Consider the following 23324-nt stretch of genomic DNA (forward strand, 5'->3'; position numbering starts at 1 on the left):
ATATTGATGGATAATAGTGATCTAATCTATTCCGTAGATGACAAGCCCCCATTACCTAAACTAATTTTGCTTGGCCTACAGCATGTGATACTAATGTCCGTTTATTTAGTTCTTATTGTCATTATCGTACGAGCCGCCCATTTATCAGATACGACTGCGCTTAACGCAGTCAGAATGGGAATGATAGCACTTGCCATTGCTACTACCATTCAAGCCTTACGCCCACCTATCGGCTCTGGTTATCTCGCAGCACCGGTTGTGTCTGCTATTTATCTTAAAGCATCCTTATTGGCTGCCGATGCCGGAGGATTACCATTAGTGCTGGGCATGACCATTTTTTCAGGTTTTTTGGAAATCTTGTTCTCTCGTTTTTCATATCGCTTGCGGGTTATTTTTCCACCAGGCATATCCGGTTTTATTATTGCTGTGGTTGGAATCGAATTGGGGCTGGAAGGACTGTCTCAATTTTTAGGGGTAGCAAGAGCAGGCGCTTACAACTATGAAAAGCATTTATTGATTGGGTTACTAACATTAGGCACAATGGTTGCATTAAGCATTTGGTGGCATGGCCTAGTTAAACTCATCTGTTCTTTTCTCGGTTTACTGGTTGGCTTTATCACTGCCTATTTACTGGGCGCTGTTGACGTTGCAAAAATAACTGAACTTAAAGTTATCCCTTATTTTGCTCTGCCAAGCCTCAGTTTTATTTCTTACAATTTTTCATTTTCAATCATTCTACCCTTTATTGTCGCCAGTATTGCCGCAGCTTTACGCGCCGTGGGCGTGATAACAACCTGCCAGAAAATTAATGATCCATCCTGGAAGAATCCAAACTTAAAATCAATTCAAGGAGGAATCTTCGCCGATGGAATGGGGGCGGTTATTGCCGGGTTATGCGGCTCGCCTGGCATCAGTACTGCTCCAAGCTTGGTAGGAGTCTCTTCTTCTACTGGCGCCACAAGCCGTTATATTGCATTTGCCATCAGCATTATTTTATTTATCTTGGCCATGCTGCCTAAAATTGCCTCTATATTACTGATTATGCCCATGTCTGTAATCGGTCCCGCCTTAATGTTTACAGGAAGTTTTATGATCGTCGGCGGAATTGAAGTCATGACTTCCCGAAATGTTGATACACGCATGACTTACGTTATTGGTCTTGCACTTTTATTTGGATTAAGTAAAGAAATATACCCGGCATTTTATTCCTCTTTACCTACTTTCTTGCAATCTATTACATCCACCACTCTTTCTCTTTCAGTGATTGTTGCCCTGACACTTCATTTGATTTTTCGACTTGGCATTCGTAAACATGCGATATTTACCTTTGAAAGTGAAACGGATATGCCGACAACAAGGTTAGCCGATTTTATGTTAGAACGTGGCAATCAATGGAAGATAAACCATGAGACCATAGAAAGAATTACATTAACCACAAAAGAAATGATTCAATACATCCATCATGCCCACCTCGCTCATGGAAAAACCCATGTTGATTTAAGCTATGATCAAGTCGATGTTCTGGTGGAAATTCGATATACAGGAGATTTATTAAAACTTCCTGAGGTCAACCAAAATAAAAAAACTTTTGTAGAAGAAGAAGCCTTTTATTATGGGCTTTCCGATTTTTTAACAGGTGTTTATCCTGATAAATTTGAGCGCTCTATCATTAAAAATGAAGTCTGTTTAAAACTTTATTTTAATATTTAGAGAAAGCTGACAATACTCTATCATGGAGTGGTTCTGCTATATTTAAGATACACTTCTCAGATAAAAACAACTTATGTCAAACGCCAGTAAAATTTCCGAAAATCTGCAAACAATAAAACAACATTTCGACTACGAAGCAAGCAATGATATTGATAAAGTGATCACAACATACACCGAGGATGTCGTATGGGAAGCACCCGCCCGTCATTTCAAAGTGAGCGGAAAAGAACAGGTAGCAGCGCATTATCGCGCTCTATTTGCAACGCTAAAAGATGTTTCAGCCGAAATCTTTACACAATTTGCAACTGAAGATTATGTATTTGATGATCGTTTGATGCAGTTTACCATCACTGCCTCAGAAAACATTTGGTCTGCACAAATTGGCGATACCGTCAAGCAAAGACTGGTCCACTTATTCGAAATGCGGGACGGAAAAATCAGCAAAGAAACGGCTTATGAACTATGGGAAATTGTAAAAAAATAATTACGTTTAGGGTCTGTTGACATTTCATGTTGCGAAGCGAAAATTTGGATGATTGTGTGCCATTTTGTGTTTGAATGAGGCGAATAGCAAGCTCTATTTAACGAGTTCAAACACAAAATGGTGCTAATCAGCTGAATTTGCAGCCGTGAAATGAAATGTCAACAGACTCTCTTGATTATAAATAGGAATTCGATTAAATAGATATGTTTTTATCAACAGGCCCTAATATTAGAAGGAATTTATATGTCGCTTACCTCAGTCAGGAAAGTATATGACACTTACGCATGGTTTTACGATTTTGTATTCGGTCGAATATTTCATCCGGGCCGCCATTTTGGTACGGATTTAGTGAATAAATACGCGGATAAACATGCCTGCATTTTGGAATTAGGCGTAGGAACTGGATTGTCTTTGCCACTTTATCGTACGGATTTAAACATCACCGGCATCGATATTTCAGAAAAAATGTTAAAAAAGGCTGAAAAACGAATTGCCGCCGAAAAATTAACCACAAATATCTCCCTAAAAGTGATGGATGCAGGTAACTTGACATTTCCTGATAACAGTTTCGATTTTGTCGTCGCTATGTACGTTGCCTCGGTAGTGCCTGACGTTGATGCTTTTCTTAAAGAAGTAACGCGCGTATGTAAACCAGATGGAGACATTTTGTTTATAAATCATTTTGCCTCGGAGCAACCCGTGATGCGTTTTCTTGAACAGCGGTTTGCCAGAATTCAAAAAATAGTGGGATTTAATTCAAATTTTTCCATCCATTCCATTTTGGAACACAAACAATTTAAATTATTGGAAACGCACAAAATTAATTTATTTGGATATTGGAAAGTATTACGCTGTAAATTAAATAAAAACGCCGAGGTATTAAAATAATACCGAAACAAATACCGTCTATAAGCAATAATTTTTAACATTGACAGATAGGGCTGTTTAATGCAATCAAAAACAATTTTTATTACCGGCTGCTCCAGCGGCATAGGGCATGCAGCGGCGCTTGCCTTATCCATGCGAGGTCATAAAATTGTTGCATCCTGCCGTAAAAACGAAGATGTTCAAACCCTGCTCGGCTTAGGGATTGACACCGTGCAGATGGATATGAATGATTCTTTGTCTATTATGGCAGGATTTAAAGATCTTTTAGCAAAAACAGATGGACGTCTTGATGTGCTCATCAATAATGCCGGGTATGGGCAAGCAGGTGCTCTAGAAGATTTGGATCGCGAAACCCTCCGACAGCAGTTTGAAACTAATGTCTTTGGCTTGATGGAGCTGACTCGACTTGCCATTCCTGTGATGCGCCGACAAGGTCAGGGACGAATCATTAATTTAAGTTCTGTGCTTGGCATCATAAGTTTACCATTTCGCGGCGCTTATAATGCTTCTAAATATGCGGTGGAAGGATTAAGTGATACCTTGCGTCTGGAGCTCAAACCTTCAGGAATTGCTGTTATTTGTATCCAACCTGGACCTATTAACAGCCAGTTTAGAGATAACAGCATTGAGTACGCCCTTAAAGAAATCGATATGGAAAACAGTCATTTTAAGAAACAATACCAGCAAATGCTCGGCGCATTTCGTCACAGTAAAAACGAATCCATGTTTACACGCCCACCTGATGCCGTTGTTCGCAAGTTAATCCATGCCATTGAATCCAAAAAACCTAAAGAAAAATATCCGGTTACTTTTCCAGCGCATTTTTTTGCCATTCTAAAAAGACTACTCAGCATAAAAATGCTTGACCGACTGCTTATGATGATTTCCAAAAAAGAGTTAGGCTAAAATCTATTGATGATGTCTTATTTACAAAACATGCCCACCATCCACTGCAAACACTTTCCCAGTGATCCAATCGGCCTTGTCTGAAGCAAGAAATATGGCCATATTGGCAATATCATCGGGTGTCCCAGGTCTTTTTAAAGGAATATTGCTTATGTAATAATCCCAAAGCTCTGGATTGCTCATCGCCGTATCCTGATTCATTCCCGATTCAATCACACCTGGGGCAATGGTATTTACTCGAATGCCATATTCTGCCAAGGTTAATGCGGCATTTTGCGTCCATTTATTCATGGCCGCTTTTGAAGCAGCGTAACCAATACCTTTAGGCATGGTGGTGGTTGCACTAATGGAGGAAATATTCAGAATGCATCCTTTTGTTTTTCTTTTTACCATATCATGCGCACACAGTTTAATAAATACAGTGGGGAAATCGTATTGACTTGAAAGACTTGTTGCATTTTTTCCGGAGATAATTCAAATAATGTTTCACGACACAACATTCCCGCATTATTAATTAAAACATCAACATGGCCTAAATACTCAATGGCTTTTTTAACAAAAACAGCCACATCACCCATACACGCAAAGTTAGCGTAGAGTGCTAGGGCATCACGTCCAGTGGCTTTAATCGCTTCGAGTGTTTCTCTGGCTCCTGCCTCATCACTGCGGTAACTTATCACAACATCAGCGCCTTGCAGAGCAAAAGCAAGCGCCATGGTTCTGCCCATGCTGCGATTCGCACCGGTTACGATTACTTTTTTATTCATAAAATCCATACTGAAAATCTCTCATTGAATTCATTAAACTTAGAACCTGTCTTCATAGTCTAACTATGTAATGTCTTAAGCATATACGCGCCTGCCAGTTATCGCCGAGTGATTAACCAGACAAACCGAAATTGAACTATTATAAATCAATAGATTACCCCAAAAATAATCGTTGTTAAGACAGGTTAAGGATATTCTATGAGTCTGGAAGACCATCATAAAAAAAGAGATTTTAGTAAAACACCGAAACCTAAAGGTGAGCCGTATGAATGTCATCATAATCTTTATGTGATTCAAAAGCATGCTGCCCGTAAGTTACATTATGATTTTAGAATCGAACTCAATGGTGTGCTTAAAAGCTGGGTTATTCCCAAAGGGCCATGCCTGGATCCTTCCATAAAACGGCCTGCCATCCACGTTGAAGATCACCCCATTGCATATGGCCATTTCGAAGGAGTTATTCCTAAAGGTGAATATGGCGCAGGAACCGTCTTGCTTTGGGATAGAGGCTCACGGATTCCTCTGGCCAAAAATCCTGCCATCGCTTATCAGAAAGGACTTCTGCGCTTTATTTTGAAGGCAAAAAAATTAAATGGGTAATGGGACTTAATCCGTATTAATCAACAAGAAGACACATGGCTCTTTATCAAATACGAAGATGAATATGCAAAACCCCTTGATCATTATGATGTTATTCACGCCTTACCAGACAGCGTTTTCTCAACCAATATTTAGATGAAATTAGAATGCGAATCCAAAGCAAAACTTAAACAATCAACTTTATTTTTAACAGTTTTCTTAAATCCCGCCTCTTGACCTATTCGTGAGTCGATTCCATATCAAATGATAAATTTTAAAATTTAATCATCCTGTTATAAACTTAACTTAAAGTAATTTTAGAGCGGAACATTCATGCGCATTCCATTGACTGAGCCTACCTCATTGAAATACCTCTACATTAATCCCGAAACCAATCAAGTTCATCTCCTGGTTCCCTTCATCGCGGGCATTGACATCAGTACTGACAATACTTGTAAAGCAAGCCTGGAGTTAAGAACTTTTTTTGCGGAAGGCGGCGCCATCAATGAACTAGAGTCTTATAAAAGCGCGCTTGAATTTGACATGTCATTACTGGAGAAAGGAAATCCTCTGCATCAAGCGAAAGAAGAGCGATTGGCTCAAATCAATAAATACCTGGAAGCGGTAAAAGTCATGAGGGGTAGCTATAGAGACTCTGTCACCCATTTTCTCTCCAAGCCCTCCAATTTATTCAGCATTCAATTACGACCACGTGTACAAGACCCATACTCCACCGTAGCGAATCCAGTCTTTAATGTAAACCGGCGTAATGATGGGGCAGGCAATCCTTTATCTCCTTTGTATCAAAGCCTGCATGGAAACTTCCCTAACGTCACCCTGGCACGACCCAACCCACGCACAAAGTTAATCGATGCAGTGTTGAAAGCCTTGCCGGAAAGTGCTGCCTTTGAAGACATCCAGCGGGTTTTAAAAGAGCAATGTCAAACCCTATTTGGCATGGAGGTTGATTTTCAGAGCTATTTTAAACGCACCCGTGATGGAACAGTAAAACAAGCGGTCGATAAAGTGCACATTGATGCGTTAATGGGTTTTGGTGACAATGCAACAACAAAAGATTATATCGAGGCGCTCCTGGGTACTTGTGCACCCAATCTCTGGACTTTACTTCAAGGGTCACCCTTTTATCTTGGTATTTATGCGAATAATGAAGACAAAGCCGAGTGCCTGTCCATCCTGACGCAATTTTACTTAGGTGTGATGAATGTGTATTGTCGCGCCCTCGGCATCAGTGATAAAAACTTTGGGGTGATTTTAGACGGCAACCCAGCGTTAAGCAAAGAGTTAGCCGAGGTTGTGTTCATCGCCTTAAGTTCGGGTGATGACGTGGAAGGACAGCTTTGTGCTTTTTGCAACATTCATGCAGCTGAATTCGGACTAACTCGCTCTTTCAGTACAGAAGATAAGGACAGCATTCAACAAAAATTTGAAACCACTTATCGAACGGTCACGGCCACCAAAGAAAATCCGCATATGGATGATTTCATGATATTAGACACCGAGGCGACAGGAGAGAAGGCTAAATTTGTAACCCATCAAGGTTTGATTTGCACGGATTTTGCGAACATCGTTGACCCCACAGCCCCTCATCAAAAATACTTTGAGGAAGTTCGCAAAGAATTTGCGGCTCATCCCGAAATCCTACCCAGCCAAAAAGAATCCATTGCCGCAGTGGTTGATATCGAACCAGAAGCCTTAATGGATAAACTTGGCGATGTCCAATGGGAAAGACTACCCAAGGAAGTCAAAGAGGCGTGTTTTGCATCCCCCGCCTTCCAGGTGCGTCAATTTTTACATGATGTGGCGAAAGGCAAACAAGAGGAAGCAGAAAGCGTTTTGAATGCTCAACAGGGCTTGCAGGTTCTTCTCAGAACCGCGGGTAAATTTACCGATTACTCGGGCCGTACCTTTAACTGCACCGCTTATGAATACGCCTATTGGGCCAAAGATACCCATATGTGCCGCATGTTGGAGCGTCATATGGATGAGGAGACTAAAGCTCACCTTTTAACTCGGATAGAGACAATGGAAGAAAAAGGGCTAACCTACCAACAGCATGGCAAGACTGTTGAGCATTCAAAACATTTTGATTTAAAACCTCTCATTAACGCGCTGGATACCTACGTGAAAGGCTATGATGGTTGGATTAAGGAGAAAAATTGGCATGAGTTAGGGGCGGCCTGGATGGCCGTGGGCAAAGCCCAGCGGGAGGTTCCTGCGCATGTCGCACAAGAATATTGCAGAAAGGGCCGCCCGTTTGACCCCACCCCATCCTTCAGGGAGGGAACATTGCCCAGGACATTGGCTTTTTATAATTATGTGAAAGGCGGCAAGGATTCTTGGTTCCCTCTAGCGGAGCATTCTACTTCTGGACTTGGTTTCGATTTTGCGATAATTCGCGGGCAGCGCCGGCTACGGCGTTCGGTGGCCGGCGATGTTGCCGGTGGTCATGTCGGGGGTGCTGTTATCGATTTGGCGGCTGTTCGCCGCCTTGATGAAGCGAGAACTGTCGACCTCACGCTATCGCACGAGCATTTAAACCCACCGGCAAGTGGTCTTGGTCTATTGGTGTAGCCTCTTGGAGTATTTCGGCGGCGACCCTCGCGACCGCTGCGTCCCGGCAGGCTTGTAAAAACCACATCAATAATTCTTCATATTGCCAATTTTGTGACGATCTCTGTGACGATCTCACCCACCACGCGCACCAACGACGCAAGTAACTCTTGATTCGGCGGAGAGAGACTCCATCAGTAACCATTTGTTTAACTTGTTCGCGTGCATTTCGTAACGTTCGCGCATGCGGAACGATAGTCTCATGCAGAGTATCCGAATGACCAGCTGCAACCGAACTGTTCCCCCCCCTCCATTGAGGTTAAATACTGTTCATATTGTTCTTGAATAGCCGAATCAGAAGAGTCCTGTGTGACGTTGGTGCCCAAAAAATGAAACCCTTTATCGATAGCGCCTATGCGTGTTTTTTTACGTGATAATCGCAGCCGTCTTTCTATTGAATCATTCTTCAGCTGGGTAAATGAAAAAACTGGGATTCAAATTGCCAGCAAGGTACGCTCGTATCAAGGTTTAATGGTGCATGTTTTTGGACGATTGGCTGCCGCATTGTTTATTATGAGAGACAAAATGACTGATATTGCTTGCTTATGAACAATATTTTGCTCTGAATTGGCATTAGAGAAAACGATCATGCCATCTGGTCCAGAAAGCCACAGCAATGCCATCGACCACTATGAACCAATTCATCTTGATTTACCACCGACCCCTTTTCCCCTCACGATGCTTATTGTTGTACCTTCGTTCGTTTATCTTTTTCTACCATCCTAATCTCCTTATCAAATGAGCTCATGAAGTACAGTTCAGATTTTTAATGGTGAAGTGGCTGCCCTATAACACTTAATTGCCGAAGCACCCAGGCTCGTGTCGGCCATAATGCAACAATCAAACCAGGAATCGCCAAAAAGGAGGTCGCCGACAGAAAATAGCTAATATCCCCATACCCGAAAAACCCAGGGATTGCAAAAAAACCAAATAATACGGCAACACACAAAACCATTAAACTCGCTTTCAAGGATGTCGATACAAAGTTTAAGCTAATAAACGCTAAAATCATGGTTCGGGTAAAAAAATGCCAGATTAAACAGGCAACAAGGTACCCCCCACAGGCATATACCCCCCAAGGAGATATCCCTAAACCCATCACAACATGGGCCACATCTCCGTGGGTTACGAACGTCCTAATAGGCACATAATCATAAAAATTGCCAAGATTCATTAAATTAAACAAAAACATAAAGTAAAATAAATACGGTTGCTGCTGAACACGTTCCCTGCTCAGTAGCCAAAAAGACAATATAAACAATAAACCATTGGCAATGCCCGCTCCTGCAAAAGCAATCAACGCAGCCTCATGGTTATGTCCTGCCGAAAAAATCATGGCGTAATCCACCTGTTCATCGATATGAGTCAATAACAACAGATTTGGCCAGCTTGTTCCCCCGTAGTTAATAGCCAATGGATTGCTTTTATAACCTAACACCCATGCCATAAAAGAATGGGCATACTCGTGAGGAAACACAGCAAGATAATGAGTTAATAACAAAAATAATGGAGTTAACAAAATCAGCTTGATTTTTACGGCATGCATTGGACCTCTTCTTCTGTATTTTTTAAAGAAAACAATTTGCCAGAAGTCCGCCACAAAAGAAATAAAAACCTATTTTATCTTGATAAAGGGGGGCCTATGCCTTGGATAAACATTTACATTTATAAATCTTCAACTACTCTTAAAACACCCATGACAAAGCCAAGGAGAACTACATGGAAAAGCTTAAAGGACAAACAATCGCTATTTTAGTGGCAAATGGTTTTGAACAGGTAGAAATGGAGAAACCAAGGCACGCTTTAGAAAAAGAAGGCGCAAAAACGGTTTTAATTTCACCGGAAAAACATGACGTCCAAGGTTGGCATCATATGGAGAAAGGAAGCACATTTACAGTGGACATTCATTTGGATGATGCCAATGCGGATGATTATTCCGCGTTGCTTTTACCAGGAGGCGTTTTCAATCCAGACCACTTAAGGCTGCTTCCCAAAGCGGTTGAATTTGTAAAAGCAATCGCTCGTCAACAAAAACCAATTGCCGCCATTTGCCATGGTCCATGGTTATTGATTAATGCAGACCTCGCAAAAGACCATAGACTCACCTCATGGCCATCCATTAAGCTTGATCTCATGAATGCGGGAGCTCACTGGGTTGATGAACCAGCCGTTTCTGACAAGCAATTAGTAACCAGTCGAAAACCGGATGATATTCCGCAATTTAATGAAGCAATGATCAAACTATTTCATGCACACGCTTAAGTCCTGCTGAACAAGCAGAAAACCCAACAAGTACGTTGGGTTTTGATCTTTCTTATAAGGTTATGATTTTGAAAAAATTTATTATAGCAATTTACCTTATCAGTCAATTCATCCACACTGCCTCGGCCACAACCCCAACGGTTGATTTAACAATCTCCTACAACATGGTCAATTTTAATGGGAAACCAAGTCGCGCCATAACCATTAACAACCAAATTCCAGCCCCCACACTTCGCTTTAAAGAAGGCGATACAATTACCATAAACGTGCATAATCATTTAGATAAGGAAACCTCCATACATTGGCATGGTATTATTTTGCCTTGGCAAATGGATGGCGTCATGAATATTACGCAAAGGGGAATTCCACCTGGCAGTACCTTTCAGTACAAATACAAACTTCGTCAATCCGGTACATACTGGTATCATGCTCATGCCGGGCTGCAAGAACAAGAAGGATTATATGGCGCATTTATTATTGAGCCCAAATCTCCACCTCCTTATCACTACACAAAAGATTATGTGGTTGTCTTATCCGACTGGAAAAATACCAAAGCAAACCACATCCAAGCGAACTTGAAAAAAGATGGAGAATATTACTCACCGAATTTTCCATTACAACCATCACTTGAACATTTTCTTCGCAGCCATCATAAATCTTCCACCAAAGAACGTAAAAAATTATGGATGGATTATAAAATGATGCAACGTATGAGAATGGGTATTTACGACATTAGTGATGTCGCTTACGATGCTTTTTTATTAAATGGCCATTCAACACATAAACCCTGGACTGCAGCAGTAAAAGTCGGCGATGTTGTGCGCTTGCGTTTTATCGATGCGGGGGGCAATTCATTTTTTCGTATCAAAATTCCAAATGCACACATGACTATGGTCCATGTACAAGGCAATGATGTGATGCCTTATCCTGTAGAACATTTTTTAATGGGGCCTGGAGAAACCAATGATGTCTTAATTAAAATTGAACAAGATCGGCCTTATATTATTTATGCAGAATCGGCCGATAAAGTAGGAGCAGCCATCGGCGCACTGACAACGCATCCCAACCAAACCATTGCTTATCATCAAATAGAGCCATTTCCTGAACCATTGCCAGTCACACGTGAAAAAATGAACAATGAACGCAAGCGCGGCTTAGATCCGATGAAACATATGGGGATACGCCATACCCTAAATCATCAACCTATCGATATGGCCACACAGGAAAAACAACCTCACGCTCATCACGGAAAAAAGGTCCAGAAAAAGCAACATAAAGAAGACAAGATTCAAACCATTGGCACTAAATATCAACAACTAACAGCTAGAGTTAAAACGAACGATCCTAATAAACCAGTTTACAAAACGATTAAGCTCGAATTATTTGGCTTCATGGACCGCTTCATCTGGTTGATCAATGGAGTCCCTGAATACAACGCCAAACCGATAAAACTTTTACCAGGGAAACGATACCGTCTTGTTTTTACCAATAATTCGATGATGCATCATCCAATGCATTTGCATGGTCATTGGGTCATCTTGCGTAATGGTCATGGCCATTACGATCCCTTATTACATACCATCGATGTACCACCAGGAAGCCTAGTAACCGCTGATCTGGACACGGATGCGAGCGGACAATGGTTTTTTCATTGCCATATGCTAAACCACATGGTTTCTGGCATGGCCCGCACCTTTCAATACACATCCATCATTGAAATCGCCAAAGGAAAAGAAAACCCAAAGCACATCATTAAACAAACTCCTTACTATAATCGACCTATTGTAAGAATCGATGAATTACGACCTATTCCTTTACCAATGGTCCAAAATCCACAATCACATCCGCAAAAACTCTATACGGCAAGTCTATTAGAATTAGGTGGTGATTTTTCGCATAATAGACAGACACTCACTTATTATGGCTTATATGGTCTAGATTTTAATAAATTGCAATTATTTATTAATGATGCAGAGATGCAAAAAGGCCAAATTGAAAATGCAGACATTGATGTTTTTTATTGGCGGTTAATCAATCAATTCTGGTCCATTAAGGGCGGAGCCAATTATTTTTATCGTCCATCGCAAACACCTTATTGGCAGCCTGGTGTTGGAATAGAAGGATTGATGCCCTACTTCATTGCCAATAACACCCGCTTTTATTATCACCAAGGCAGCTTTAAAATGGACGTTGAATTTGCCCGCAATACACAACTGACCAATAATTTTTTTCTTGGCTTGGAAGTACGCGCCATTGCTGCGACTAAAACGGTGGTCAAAGATGAAATCGGCAATGGTCTGAATGAAATATACTATATTATTCGACCTAATTATCGACTGTCTCCAGGCCTGGTAGCATTTATTGAATATGAGCATCAGCAGTATTATGGGACATTGAAATTGCTTCGCCGTCAACTTAGGAAAACGACGAGCGAAGATTCCGTATTTTTTGGATTATCCTTCTTAATTTAGACCACTGATAAGGCAAAAAGAAATTTTGATGAGAGAGTTTAGACTACGGCATGTCTCCACGGTATGATTAACCAGAGTTAGTACCCAAGAAAAGAAGGAAACACATGAATAACGTCGGTATTTTAACGGCTACAATCAAGGATGAACCAACCACAGCAGAACATCTCAAATCCATCTTCAAGGGCTCGATTGGAAATTTAATAGAATGGTATGATTGGTATGCTTATGCCGCCTTTTCCATTTATTTTGCCAAAGTGTTTTTTCCTAATGGCGATACTACTGCTCAATTAATGAATACAGCGGCTATTTTTGCCGTAGGATTTTTCATGCGTCCTCTCGGTGGCTGGTTAATGGGCGTCTATGCAGACCGTAAAGGAAGAAAAAAAGCGTTATTAACTTCCGTATTTCTTATGTGCTTTGGCTCCCTTATGATTGCATTTACTCCCTCTTATGAAACCATTGGCATTTTTTCCCCTTTATTATTAGTCTTGGCCCGTTTATTACAAGGCATATCAGTCGGTGGTGAATACGCCACCTCAGCCACTTATCTTAGTGAAATGGCCACCAAAGGAAAAAGAGGATTTTTCTCAAGTTTTCAATATGTGACCTTAATTGCCGGGCAACTCCTTGCCTTGGCAGTATTAATTTTACTGCAGCAAGTTGTTTTAAGTGCAGACCAGTTAGAACGCTGGGGGTGGCGCATTCCTTTTCTCATTGGAGCTCTGCTCGCCATCATTGCCTTATACCTGCGCAAAGGCATGGAAGAAACGGATTCCTTTGTGCACAAACGATGTGATCTACAGGAAAATCTCCTCTTTGCTCTGCTGCGGCATCCTAAAGAATTATTTACCGTGGTAGGACTTACCATGGGCGGAACGGTAGCCTTTTATACCTACAGCACCTACATGCAAAAATACCTTGCAAATAGCGTTGGTATGAGCAAAATGGATGCGACAACCATTTCTGCAGCCACCTTGTTTCTTTTTATGCTGTTACAACCGCTTATTGGAGCCTTATCCGATAAGATTGGTCGTCGTCCAATTCTCCTTGCTTTTGGGTTGTTTGGCACTATTTTTACCGTGCCGATTCTTTCGATGCTCAATACAATAGAAACTTGGCGTGGCGCTTTTTTGCTCATTATGGCTGGTTTAATTATTGTCAGTGGTTATACATCCATCAATGCGATCGTCAAAGCGGAATTATTTCCAGTCGAGATTCGCGCCCTTGGCGTAGGGTTACCTTATGCAGTTACGGTCTCACTCTTTGGCGGTACGGCTGAATACGTTGCTCTGTGGTTCAAAAGCCACGGTATGGAAAGTGGTTTTTATTGGTATGTTACCACTTGCATTGCGGGCTCATTACTGGTTTATCTATTCATGCGAGATACACAACAATGCTCCCGCCTGGATGATCAGGATATAAGTTCGATATAAAAGACATTATGTCTTTTATATCGCCAAATAAATATTATTCCTATAAAAACGAAGTTTATGAATCTATTTTTAGCGAAATAATCGATTGAACTAACGTCCATTTTTTCTAAAAAATACTCCAATCATCGCCAACCCATAAATATATGGGAATCATTATATTTTTCTGATTAATTATTTAACTTGCATAATAAAAATCTTTATGATTGTATGTGACTGGACATCGTTAAGTTATAACTCAGTTAATTTATTTTTAAGGAGAAAAATGTGAGTTTTACCTTTAGATCGTATGATGAATTAAAAGCTAGATTTGCAGAAAACATCACATTCCTTTGTGGTTATCATCGCGCCGATTCCGTGGAAAATTTGCCGCCTTTACGTCGCTCACAAATACAATTCCTGCAGGAAACGATCACCGCACTGGATGCAGATGCAACAGAGATGACTCCCGAAATTAAAGCAAAAATAGTAAGCGGTGCGATGCTGGTCATTCATAATGAAATTGAAGAAAGCTATCGCTATTCAGACCCAACTCAAAGTGTGCTTTATCAAAAACTTACAGAAACCATGGGAATATCCATGGAAAATTCCATGCAAGCGGAAGACCGATGCGACTGCGTTGGCAAGGTAATGAAATTTCTTCACCGCACCATTTTTGTGGGAGGAAAATCCGAAACAGGTCTGAATATAGAGCATCCTTATCTTAAAGACAGAGCAAGATTGGAAGAAGTATGGAAACGCGGCGCCGATCTGGTAGCCGCTGCCAGTAAAGAAATGCTCACACGCAATCTGGCAGAACTAACCATTCGAGAAGCCAGAGAAGCCGAGGAAGCCAAAGCCGCTGAAACTGCCGCACACGGAAGAACTTCACTATTAGGATGGTTTGCTGGACGAAGTGCAGCCCCCGTTTCCAGCCCGGAAACAGACAGGGCTACTGTTGAAGGAGGTGTTCTTCCCCCAGGAACAAGCCCGACCTAATAGTCTATCCTATCACCTGGTTAGCGTATGACGTTGTTAACCAGGTGAAAAACTCTAACCCGTGCTATTATTCTTTTGTATTTTTGTTCAAAATCAGAACCAATAGGCTATCATATACAATAAGATTAAAATTCCAACGAACAGGCTGATGCCGGTTACAACACCAGCATCAGAATGTATATTTAAACAGGATGGATTCATGCGTTTTTTTAAACCTGTATTAAAGGGTGGAAGAGTGATTTCTCATTTGACTGACGTAGAAGGAAATTGGCGTTATCTGCAGCGATGGGCAGATCGCTCTCGCACCATTCAATGGCGAGAAGGAGCGTTAGCTTTTCGTCAACCCACAAGACCCATAACCCCAGCGTTCGTGTATGGGGGTGACTTTTGTGATAAAGGTCCAGGGGATTTGAGGATTGGGACAGCCCTCACGAGGTTTAAACAATCACACCCAACTCAGGTTCATTTGCTTGCCGGCAATCGTGAAATCAAATGCCGTCGATTTACGTATGAACTCGACCCCAATAAAATAAGAGAGCGTCTATTGCGCGGACCTGCTGCTTTTTGGCGGACAGAAGTTATGCCGCGTGACTATGTTATTCGACAGATGCAACGAGAGCACGCCACCGTTTCTGAAGATGAAGTAGGGCGGTATATTGGCAGACTGAGTACAGAACAATGTCAAACTCTCTATCTACAATGGATGTTAAATGAAACGATGGGATGCGCTGCCTTCAAAGACAAGCCCAGTACCTTTGAATATCGACGCATGGAATTGGCAGAACTGTCAGGGCAATCACCGGATAGCATTCGTGATGAAACGGTGACTCAAAGCTTTATTGATTCTGTTTCTCCAACTGGTGTTGTAACGGAATATCTGAGAAACGCTCAACTTGGCGTCCTATTAGGCGAAACTTTATTTCTACATGGTGCCGTAACACCAGCCAATATTGGCTACGTTCCTGGACTATCGGAATCAGGTAAGCGTATTGATAATGCTAAAGAATGGGTTGACGCGCTTAATGCATGGTATAAGGCACAAATTGAAGATTGGGAAAAAAAACCGGTAGAGGATGAGATGACACCCCCCGGCCACAAACCCTTGGATCGTTATGTGCTCTTTAATCCAAAATCCGTGGTGACTACCAACTGGTATCAACATAATCAGTTAGCGCCCATTTCAGAAGACGTTGTGCGCTTTTTAAATCGCGCTGGCATTTACCGCGTTGTCACAGGCCACCAACCCTTTTCCGATTTTCCTTTAATCATCCGACAGCCGTCATTGGAGGTTATTGTTGGCGATACTGGTTATAGCGATCCTGACAATCCACATGATAACCGCGGCAAGGCCATTCATAATTTAGAAATAACCGAGAAAGGAAGTGCAGAAATTGATGCTGTAAGACAAGATGGTTCTTCGATGGAGCTACACTTGCCATCTAAAGTACAAGTGCGGATGGGACGAGATATTGAACTTGGCCATTTTACTGAAGATGCTCGTCTAATTCGACCAGGCAATGATGCTCAATACGTCAGCAGCCAATTGGATGGCTTTGCCGTGAGAGATCGTCCGATCGAACTGCCCAGAAGTCGTTCAACGCTTTAAGGTCTGTCATCAACAGACCTTAAAGCCATCCTAAGGATGGCGCCGAATCACCCATGCTCTAGGTTTGATCCATGAAATTTTTGTTCATGAAATTTGCTATAAAATTTGTTTAATAATTCAGAATGAACAGGTATCCTCATTTTTTTCTGTTGTGCAAGCTTCACCAAATGCTCATTAAGATAATATATTTCTGTTTGTTTATTGTTCTCTATATCTTTATACATGGAGGAATAATTATCGGTAGTGCTTTCAATCACAGAGATAACCTTATGAAATAACTCTTCAGCGGATAAATCCATTCCATAAACACGGATTACTTGGGTAACTTCACAGGATAAATTTTTCAATATCTCCTTATGGAAAAGCAAATCCCCATTTTTGCATTTGAATAACGCTGTCAATAAATTGATACAGCAATTGATTGCAAATTTTTCCCACAGTATAGGCTGGATATTTCCTACCCATTGATAAGGGAGTTTTGCTTTTGCAAAAGTAGCACAAACGGACTTTATTTCTTTTGGAGTATATTGACCAATGGCTTGACCTAAATAAAATTTGCCTCCTAAAAACGCCCTGACTGCAAATGCACTTTCCTGATAAGCACCGATGGTACTAATACCTAAAATAACGCGCGATTGCGGCAAAGACGTTTTAATTTCATCTAAAACGCCCAAGCCATTATGAATTAAGATAATGATACTGTTAGGATGTAAATTTTGTTTTAACCGCATTAAAAGTCCGGTGATGTCATAAGCTTTTACACAACAAAGCAAATAATCAATTGGCTCATCACCAAGATGATCCAGCACAGTGGCTTCAGGACAAGCAGTAAAAACAGAGTGTGCTTTTAAAATGGTTAACTCTGACTGTTGATAGATGGATAATTGTTGCTCGTTTTTTAAAATCAAACGAACGTCCACACCGGTTTGATGGAAACATCCAGCCACCACACTACCTAAGGCACCAATGCCTGCAATATGCCAAATTGGATCCTGTTCAGTAACAGTCATTATTGACTCCTAGGACTTAATGGAGGATATGCTGGAACTAGCCAATAGACCACGTTCGTGTGGGGAAGTTCATTGAGAGAGTATTCTTCAACTGCGGCTTGAAGTGCAAGGCATACATTACCTAGGTCCTCCTTTGAAAAATCAGGCGCAAGATTTCCTTCGTAAAGATCAAGAGGTCTTGTCAAGTAATCTGAATGTAATAACCCTGTTAAAACAAAAGAAGGAGGACTAGCGATTGTTCTCATCAATATATTCCATGCGAAAAATAAAATGATACCAAAACTACAAAGTCAGGACTTATGAAAAACCTCAAGGTCAAGGCAAAAATAAATTTGCTGAGGAAGTTTAGACTAACTAAATGACTGAATCAAAATTTCTTTTTAACGCAGAAAAATTGGGAGTTTTCGTAAATCCTGAAGGTTAGTAAAAACACAGCCGGCCATGTAGTCTTAAATAAATCAATAAACACTTCTTTGTGCATTTTCATATATAATTCTATGACCTTAATTCAATCAAACAACTTAGATTGGGCGCACCCCATTGTTCGCAATTGGTTTATTGATAAATTTTCCTTACCAACAGAACCACAGACACAAGGGTGGCTGCACATCCTTGGCTGGTATTCTTGTGCCGCAAATGCAAGTTTTATACATATCTCCTCTAAAAGTGTCCTCTGCATCATTGCAAAATTTATTGGTCTTAAGTCATGTGGCAAAAACCATCTATGCGTATTTGCAAGAGCATGGCGCTTCTTTTTTTGTCGATATGGTGGCTGACGTTGGTCATCTTCGCTCAAAAATCGAAGCAGGATTGTGGGAACTTGTTGCTGCCGGTCTTATTACCGCCGATGGCTTTGATAACCTTCGATCCTTAATTGACCCACGTCGCCGCTTGCGTAGGCGAGGGCATTATCCCTCTGTGATGGGACGCTGGTCGCTATTATCCATCAAGAAATCGGTTGACCCAGTCCGGCAATTAGAAGCCGCGTGTTGGATACTTCTTAAACGCTACGGTGTATATTTTCGGGAATTATTGGTCCGAGAAAAAATAGTCCACGTTGGCATACGTTGTTAGACACGTTTCGCCTATTGGAAGAACGAGGAGAAATCCGAGGGGGTCGCTTCATCCAAGGCTTCACGGGCGAGCAATTTGCCCTTCCTTATGCCGTTGACTCCTTACGGGCTATGAACAAATCAAAGCCAGAAACACCGACCATTACTCTTTCTGCAGCCGATCCATTAAATCTTGCCGGCATTATATTAGCCGGCGAGCGCATTCCGGCACTGTCAGGAAAAAAGTGCTATTCCAGCACAGTGCTTTACAAGCCTTGTCTTCATAAACAACCTCATTTTACAGAGTAAAAAAACACGCCTCACTTCCTGCCAAGTCGTTGCTCGTGATCTTCTTCTTGTTCTACGCCGTCTTCTCTTACATCATCTAATGTGATTTTAAAAAATCTTACTTTATCTCCGCGAGCAATTGTACTCGTAACATCAGTAACTACAGGCGTAGCAACAGCGGGGGATGCATCCATTTCACCAAAAGAAGCTAAAGCAGCAGCCAGAGGATCAACGTTCCGTCCTTCAACAGAACCATCGCTCATCCTCATCGTGCCAGTATCATCCCTTCGCACCATCGTGCCAGTATCGTCTCTTCGCACCATCGTGCCAGTATCGTCTCTTCGCACCATCGTGCCAGTGTCATCGCCCATCAGGCGTATCATAGTGCCAGTAGCATCGCCTATTTGCACGTGCAAATCATCACCATGTGCCACTTCCTCCGTTTCTTCCTTCCTATCTCTTTTCTCTAAAGTCTCTAAAACTTGGCACAAATCTTTTTGCAGAGGGCTAACTTGATAGCCAGCGTCGGAACATATCACCAACAATTCTCTAGTTTTTGCATCTGGGATAGGAATGGTTGTTACGTCTAAATCTTTAATCTTCGTAACCCGAGGCACTTCTCTAATGCCCAACTTGTGCAAAAACCAATCTCCCAAGCTGGATTTTCTTAAATCTTCTGCAAGAAGACGCTCTTCCACTTGTTTAAAATAACCATCCAAACTTGCTTTGATGGCACTTCTGCTTAAAAGCGATTTTAAATTACGGATCCCAGATAATTGCTCTTTATGTGTAGGAGTTATTTCTTCTGCGGTTAATACCTGACGTATGAGTTGTAAATTTTCTGCGTCTTTCTGACGACATACTATGGAGGAAGGCGAACACGCTCCAAGTTTTTGTAAAAATATCGTTGATGGTAAATGAATCTCTTTTAATAGTGCATTAAAGTTTTGGATGGATAATCTATCTTCAGGTGTAGAGCGGGTTAATTCTTCAACAAGTATGGAAATATTTCGAATTTCATTAGAGGGATTTTTTACAAGACTACTGATAGAATTCCACTCTAGAAATTTTTGAAAACCTTCGTCCTCTGTCATATCTAAAGGTATTAACTTACTTTTACACATAAATTCTTTTAATGCCATACCCACCTGATATGACATATAAGAAGGCATATCAAGAGTAGTTTTTCTTGCTTTTAGCATGTTCATTCCAACCTCGTCTGTTGTCAGACATGCTTGGTATTCAGGTGCGGCATAAGCTGGGGAACTACTAATGTCCATGACCTTAGGATTTTTCTTATCGGTGAGTGTTTTTCGATCACTGATGACAATTTTTCCATCGTCAACCAAAAAATTCGATAACTTAATGTCAGGATGATAATGACCAGAATCCATTAATTTTACGCAAAAATCAGACAATTGAGAAAAGAGATTTTCTGCTTCGGCAACAACCCCTTCAGGCTTCTTGTCAGCCAGTGTACTGGCATAACTTTCCAGATCGCCTCCTCTTGCCAACTGACTCACCACGACAGGTCTATATTCCGTGTCTCCATCTATATCAAAAGGAACCATTAAAGTCGCATAATCTTCAGAAAAATATTCACTGACTTCATGAGATTGCAATCGTTGCTCTTTTCCCAGGCTGTTTCTATCTTCTACTCTGATGACCAGTTTTTCCCCTTCGCTGACCGTTAATATAAAATTTTTATTATTCCCATCAGGATTCCCTAAGACACTGGTTTCATATTCATCAAAATATTGACGGACATACCCCTGAATAGCATCCACCTTTGCATAGGTTAAAGCCAAAAAGTTTGCATGCCGAGCAACTTTTTCCTGAAGCGCTTCATCCCTGGTATACTGATCAAAAATAGCAAGGTTGCTTTTAGCAAATGCCTCTATTGTCGCAGGAGTGACTTCATCTGCACTAAAGAGGGCATCTCTGCTGCTCATCGCTGCAAAAAGTGACGTCTCATCAGCAACAATATCTTCAGCAAAGCGCTTTACCGCTTGGGCAAACTCAATACTTTGCAATAACTCAGATGAGTCACGATGAATGCCATAAACTTGCAAATGAGCTTCCAATCCTTCACGACCTAATTGATTTCTCCATGAAATGAGTTGAGGATTTGTTGTGCCCTTGAGATAGTAATTAATTTTTTGTAAGTAAAATAATTTTTCTAAATCACTATTTTCTTCTTTATTGTATGCTTCAATTAAATCGTTTAATGTTTTAGGCAGTCTATAACCTGTTTTATTTAATTTGGGCATAACGACCTCACAATAACAGCGTATTTAATTTAAATTTTAGAACAAATATTGATCATATGCTCAAATAAAGATCATTTGCACCAATTGATTTTTAAATATCCGCTGTAAAAATAGGCGGGCCGTTAACCCTTTATAAGTTGGCCTCCTTGCGTCAGGAACATAGAAGGTTGAATAAACTTAGCTAGTATTCGCCTGAGTTAGAGATAGACGGTCTATGGAATTTTGGCAAGCGATTAAGCTTGTTCGATGAAATGATTAATCTTTAAAGATGACATTAACTCATTAATCAATGACTGGATGCGTAAGATGAGTTATATAAAATCAGCAATTCTACGTTCATCATCCTGTAGTAAAATTGTCATGGTACGATTCAATTCATAAGCTATTTGATCTTTACAGTCTTTTGTTAATGGCCCATTAATCGAAAATCGATATTCACCATATTGATCCTTTGTAAAATATAACCATAAAGCTTGATTACCTATAGGGCGATCCACCGTGCCATAATGATAAGGGGTACTGGACTCAAGGCCTTCGAAATTCATATCCCTAGGTCCTTTGATAAAAAAGTTTGCTGTAATGTTAATCGCTATTCTTAAGCGAGCCGGCTGTTGCAACGGCAGATTTAACTTAAGTAATTTATTGAGGTAATATTTAACTAAAATCTCTAGTCGACGTCCTCGTGCTTGGCTCAGACTTCTAAGTTGGTAATCCACTACAGTTGAATTAAGCTTACTTTTTTTGAAATGTTTTGTAAGAGTAAATTTACTATATAGATAGATTAAATATTGTCCAAACGATAACCCAGAACCTTGTAAGCCCGTACTTTTGATGGTATGGGGACATTTTTGATAGGGCGCCGTGATTGCAAGCTGTTCCTCAATTGACCTGAGAAAATCAATAAATTTATAGTCTTCATTTAAGGTAATATTTATTATTTTATATTCTGTAAACAAGCCGATAACCGATCTATAACGACTACCCTCTCTGGCGCTGTGCAATATTGTAATAGGAATTTTCTTTTGATTGCTGAGTTTGTAAAAAACAATTTGGCATGCAGCCATTAAACCGATGCTCACATTAATATTTTTTTCTTGGTGCCATTCTTTAAATGTTTCAATAAGTTGAGCATCCATAGGATAATGAAATAAATTTTGGGGTTGGTTGGCTGCATCAGGCAAGTGGTACGCACGACCGAAACTCAACCTTTGAAATTTTTTATTATAAGCTCGCCAAAAAGCAATTTTATTTTGTAAGTCTTTTTCATAATGAGCATTATTTTGTTTTACAAAATCAAAATAGGTATATTTTTCTGATACAGGCACAAGGCTTTTCCCTTGCAGAAGGGTTTCGTAGTTTTTCCTGAATTGATCGAATAGCATTCGGTACGAAGGGTCATCGATTATAATATGAGGTATCATGATGTGTAATTCATGCAGATCATGATTCAATTTATAAAGATAAACCCTAATCAGAGGTGGTTCTGTTAATGGAATTAACTGTTGTATATTGTCATAAAATATTTTATTTAACGTATTCTGATCATAATTTAAAGAAATGTCTTCATAGATCAATTTGAATTGGCCTTGTTTTTTTAGCATTTGGATGGGTGCCTTTTCGCTAAAGTTTATCCAAAAAGCACTATTTTGCTGAATGGTAAAACCAAAGGCCTGCTCCAGGTATTTCCTGTTTAGATTACCGCATAGCTGTAACTGCATACCGCAATTGAAACTGGCGCCTAGTTTGTTGAATATCCAGAATACATATTGAGTATCACATAAAGCCATTTCTTCATTGGATGGATGTTCAAGAGTCAGCGGCTCACGTATTTTCTCGAAGACTGGTTGTAATTCATTGGCAATATTTTTTGCGATTTTGTCGATTCTTGGTTCATTAATAAAATATTCGATGGGCAGGCTAAGCGCAGGACAGCACAATTTATCATGAATTCGGTTTCTAAGTTCCAACGCCGTCAGGGAATCCATTCCCAGG

Annotated in this window: 20 protein-coding genes and 1 pseudogene; 15 read left to right on the plus strand and 6 right to left on the minus strand. The window is 40.7% G+C overall.

The window, feature by feature from the left end; all coding sequences use genetic code 11:
• Positions 1-6 precede the first annotated feature (6 nt).
• The 4 genes from E1O52_RS09315 to E1O52_RS09330 all read left to right on the plus strand — a co-directional run bounded on the left by E1O52_RS09315 (position 7) and on the right by E1O52_RS09330 (position 3988).
• Positions 7-1710 carry a uracil-xanthine permease family protein gene (locus tag E1O52_RS09315; RefSeq protein WP_133128439.1) on the plus strand — a complete coding sequence of 568 codons (1704 nt, stop codon included), beginning with the start codon at positions 7-9 and terminating at the stop codon, positions 1708-1710.
• A gap of 73 nt (positions 1711-1783) precedes the next feature.
• Complete coding sequence (locus E1O52_RS09320) at positions 1784-2194, plus strand: nuclear transport factor 2 family protein (protein ID WP_133128440.1); 411 nt, start codon at positions 1784-1786, stop codon at positions 2192-2194.
• 243 nt (positions 2195-2437) lie between these two features.
• The gene (gene pmtA / locus E1O52_RS09325; RefSeq protein ID WP_133128441.1) at positions 2438-3082 is read left to right on the plus strand and encodes a phospholipid N-methyltransferase PmtA; all 645 of its coding nucleotides are present in this window, start codon (positions 2438-2440) and stop codon (positions 3080-3082) included.
• Positions 3083-3142: 60 nt separating this feature from the next.
• The gene (locus tag E1O52_RS09330) at positions 3143-3988 is read left to right on the plus strand and encodes an SDR family NAD(P)-dependent oxidoreductase (protein ID WP_133128442.1); all 846 of its coding nucleotides are present in this window, start codon (positions 3143-3145) and stop codon (positions 3986-3988) included.
• Between the two features lie 21 nt (positions 3989-4009).
• On the opposite strand, the pseudogene E1O52_RS09335 reads toward E1O52_RS09330, so the two are convergent.
• A pseudogene (locus E1O52_RS09335) lies at positions 4010-4764 on the minus strand (SDR family NAD(P)-dependent oxidoreductase).
• Between the two features lie 189 nt (positions 4765-4953).
• On the opposite strand from E1O52_RS09335, the gene E1O52_RS09340 reads away from it, so the two are divergent.
• Positions 4954-5355 carry a DNA polymerase ligase N-terminal domain-containing protein gene (locus E1O52_RS09340; protein WP_242602220.1) on the plus strand — a complete coding sequence of 134 codons (402 nt, stop codon included), beginning with the start codon at positions 4954-4956 and terminating at the stop codon, positions 5353-5355.
• A gap of 312 nt (positions 5356-5667) precedes the next feature.
• Positions 5668-7926, plus strand: coding sequence for a hypothetical protein (locus E1O52_RS09345; protein WP_133128443.1), 2259 nt, complete (start codon positions 5668-5670; stop codon positions 7924-7926).
• A 114-nt stretch (positions 7927-8040) separates the two neighbouring features.
• Here the strand turns inward: E1O52_RS09345 and E1O52_RS13405 are convergent, their stop codons facing one another.
• Positions 8041-8169: a hypothetical protein gene (locus tag E1O52_RS13405; protein WP_278043952.1), complete on the minus strand. Its 129-nt coding sequence runs from the start codon at positions 8167-8169 to the stop codon at positions 8041-8043.
• Between the two features lie 150 nt (positions 8170-8319).
• On the opposite strand from E1O52_RS13405, the gene E1O52_RS09355 reads away from it, so the two are divergent.
• Positions 8320-8514, plus strand: a complete 195-nt coding sequence (locus E1O52_RS09355) for a hypothetical protein (RefSeq protein WP_133128445.1) — start codon at positions 8320-8322, stop codon at positions 8512-8514.
• 39 nt (positions 8515-8553) lie between these two features.
• The gene (locus tag E1O52_RS13190; RefSeq protein WP_165474762.1) at positions 8554-8691 is read left to right on the plus strand and encodes a hypothetical protein; all 138 of its coding nucleotides are present in this window, start codon (positions 8554-8556) and stop codon (positions 8689-8691) included.
• A 40-nt stretch (positions 8692-8731) separates the two neighbouring features.
• Here E1O52_RS13190 and E1O52_RS09360 read toward each other — a convergent pair whose 3' ends face one another.
• Positions 8732-9511 (minus strand): hypothetical protein, encoded by a 780-nt coding sequence (locus E1O52_RS09360; RefSeq protein WP_133128446.1) that lies wholly within the window; start codon positions 9509-9511, stop codon positions 8732-8734.
• 173 nt (positions 9512-9684) lie between these two features.
• Between E1O52_RS09360 and E1O52_RS09365 the strand changes: the two genes are divergently transcribed.
• The 5 genes from E1O52_RS09365 (at position 9685) to E1O52_RS09385 (ending at position 16712) form a co-directional block, all read left to right on the plus strand.
• Positions 9685-10227, plus strand: a complete 543-nt coding sequence (locus tag E1O52_RS09365) for a type 1 glutamine amidotransferase domain-containing protein (RefSeq protein WP_133128447.1) — start codon at positions 9685-9687, stop codon at positions 10225-10227.
• 62 nt (positions 10228-10289) lie between these two features.
• The gene (locus E1O52_RS09370; protein ID WP_133128448.1) at positions 10290-12698 is read left to right on the plus strand and encodes a multicopper oxidase domain-containing protein; all 2409 of its coding nucleotides are present in this window, start codon (positions 10290-10292) and stop codon (positions 12696-12698) included.
• Positions 12699-12802: 104 nt separating this feature from the next.
• Positions 12803-14131, plus strand: a complete 1329-nt coding sequence (locus tag E1O52_RS09375) for an MFS transporter (RefSeq protein ID WP_133128449.1) — start codon at positions 12803-12805, stop codon at positions 14129-14131.
• 264 nt (positions 14132-14395) lie between these two features.
• Positions 14396-15106 (plus strand): hypothetical protein, encoded by a 711-nt coding sequence (locus E1O52_RS09380; RefSeq protein WP_165474763.1) that lies wholly within the window; start codon positions 14396-14398, stop codon positions 15104-15106.
• Positions 15107-15305: 199 nt separating this feature from the next.
• A complete protein-coding gene (locus E1O52_RS09385) occupies positions 15306-16712 on the plus strand; it encodes a metallophosphoesterase family protein (protein WP_165474764.1) in 1407 nt (468 codons plus the stop codon).
• Positions 16713-16759: 47 nt separating this feature from the next.
• Here E1O52_RS09385 and E1O52_RS09390 read toward each other — a convergent pair whose 3' ends face one another.
• Entirely contained in the window at positions 16760-17722 is a 963-nt protein-coding gene (locus E1O52_RS09390) for a ketopantoate reductase family protein (protein WP_133128452.1), read from the minus strand.
• A 636-nt stretch (positions 17723-18358) separates the two neighbouring features.
• On the opposite strand from E1O52_RS09390, the gene E1O52_RS09395 reads away from it, so the two are divergent.
• Both E1O52_RS09395 and E1O52_RS09400 read left to right on the plus strand, forming a co-directional pair.
• Positions 18359-18796 carry a hypothetical protein gene (locus E1O52_RS09395; RefSeq protein ID WP_133128453.1) on the plus strand — a complete coding sequence of 146 codons (438 nt, stop codon included), beginning with the start codon at positions 18359-18361 and terminating at the stop codon, positions 18794-18796.
• Positions 18790-19083 carry an Lhr family helicase gene (locus tag E1O52_RS09400; RefSeq protein ID WP_133128454.1) on the plus strand — a complete coding sequence of 98 codons (294 nt, stop codon included), beginning with the start codon at positions 18790-18792 and terminating at the stop codon, positions 19081-19083. The genes E1O52_RS09395 and E1O52_RS09400 overlap by 7 nt, the downstream gene beginning before the upstream one ends.
• A gap of 11 nt (positions 19084-19094) precedes the next feature.
• Here the strand turns inward: E1O52_RS09400 and E1O52_RS09405 are convergent, their stop codons facing one another.
• A complete protein-coding gene (locus E1O52_RS09405; protein ID WP_133128455.1) occupies positions 19095-21332 on the minus strand; it encodes a protein kinase family protein in 2238 nt (745 codons plus the stop codon).
• Positions 21333-21643: 311 nt separating this feature from the next.
• A partial coding sequence (locus E1O52_RS09410; protein ID WP_242602221.1) for a condensation domain-containing protein occupies positions 21644-23324 on the minus strand: 1681 nt, incomplete at its 5' end.

Origin of the sequence: Legionella nagasakiensis (genome assembly GCF_900639915.1) — a bacterium.
Taxonomy (GTDB): Bacteria; Pseudomonadota; Gammaproteobacteria; order Legionellales; family Legionellaceae; genus Legionella_A; species Legionella_A nagasakiensis.

Excerpts from the sequence above, each read along its gene's own strand:
- E1O52_RS09315 (WP_133128439.1), top strand. The coding sequence starts at position 7 with ATGGATAATAGTGATCTAATCTATTCCGTAGATGACAAGCCCCCATTA.
- E1O52_RS09320 (WP_133128440.1), top strand. The coding sequence starts at position 1,784 with ATGTCAAACGCCAGTAAAATTTCCGAAAATCTGCAAACAATAAAACAA.
- pmtA (WP_133128441.1), top strand. The coding sequence starts at position 2,438 with ATGTCGCTTACCTCAGTCAGGAAAGTATATGACACTTACGCATGGTTT.
- E1O52_RS09330 (WP_133128442.1), top strand. The coding sequence starts at position 3,143 with ATGCAATCAAAAACAATTTTTATTACCGGCTGCTCCAGCGGCATAGGG.
- E1O52_RS09340 (WP_242602220.1), top strand. The coding sequence starts at position 4,954 with ATGAGTCTGGAAGACCATCATAAAAAAAGAGATTTTAGTAAAACACCG.
- E1O52_RS09345 (WP_133128443.1), top strand. The coding sequence starts at position 5,668 with ATGCGCATTCCATTGACTGAGCCTACCTCATTGAAATACCTCTACATT.
- E1O52_RS13405 (WP_278043952.1), bottom strand. The coding sequence starts at position 8,169 with ATGAGACTATCGTTCCGCATGCGCGAACGTTACGAAATGCACGCGAAC.
- E1O52_RS09355 (WP_133128445.1), top strand. The coding sequence starts at position 8,320 with ATGCGTGTTTTTTTACGTGATAATCGCAGCCGTCTTTCTATTGAATCA.
- E1O52_RS13190 (WP_165474762.1), top strand. The coding sequence starts at position 8,554 with ATGCCATCTGGTCCAGAAAGCCACAGCAATGCCATCGACCACTATGAA.
- E1O52_RS09360 (WP_133128446.1), bottom strand. The coding sequence starts at position 9,511 with ATGCATGCCGTAAAAATCAAGCTGATTTTGTTAACTCCATTATTTTTG.
- E1O52_RS09365 (WP_133128447.1), top strand. The coding sequence starts at position 9,685 with ATGGAAAAGCTTAAAGGACAAACAATCGCTATTTTAGTGGCAAATGGT.
- E1O52_RS09370 (WP_133128448.1), top strand. The coding sequence starts at position 10,290 with ATGATTTTGAAAAAATTTATTATAGCAATTTACCTTATCAGTCAATTC.
- E1O52_RS09375 (WP_133128449.1), top strand. The coding sequence starts at position 12,803 with ATGAATAACGTCGGTATTTTAACGGCTACAATCAAGGATGAACCAACC.
- E1O52_RS09385 (WP_165474764.1), top strand. The coding sequence starts at position 15,306 with ATGCGTTTTTTTAAACCTGTATTAAAGGGTGGAAGAGTGATTTCTCAT.
- E1O52_RS09390 (WP_133128452.1), bottom strand. The coding sequence starts at position 17,722 with ATGACTGTTACTGAACAGGATCCAATTTGGCATATTGCAGGCATTGGT.
- E1O52_RS09395 (WP_133128453.1), top strand. The coding sequence starts at position 18,359 with ATGCAAGTTTTATACATATCTCCTCTAAAAGTGTCCTCTGCATCATTG.
- E1O52_RS09405 (WP_133128455.1), bottom strand. The coding sequence starts at position 21,332 with ATGCCCAAATTAAATAAAACAGGTTATAGACTGCCTAAAACATTAAAC.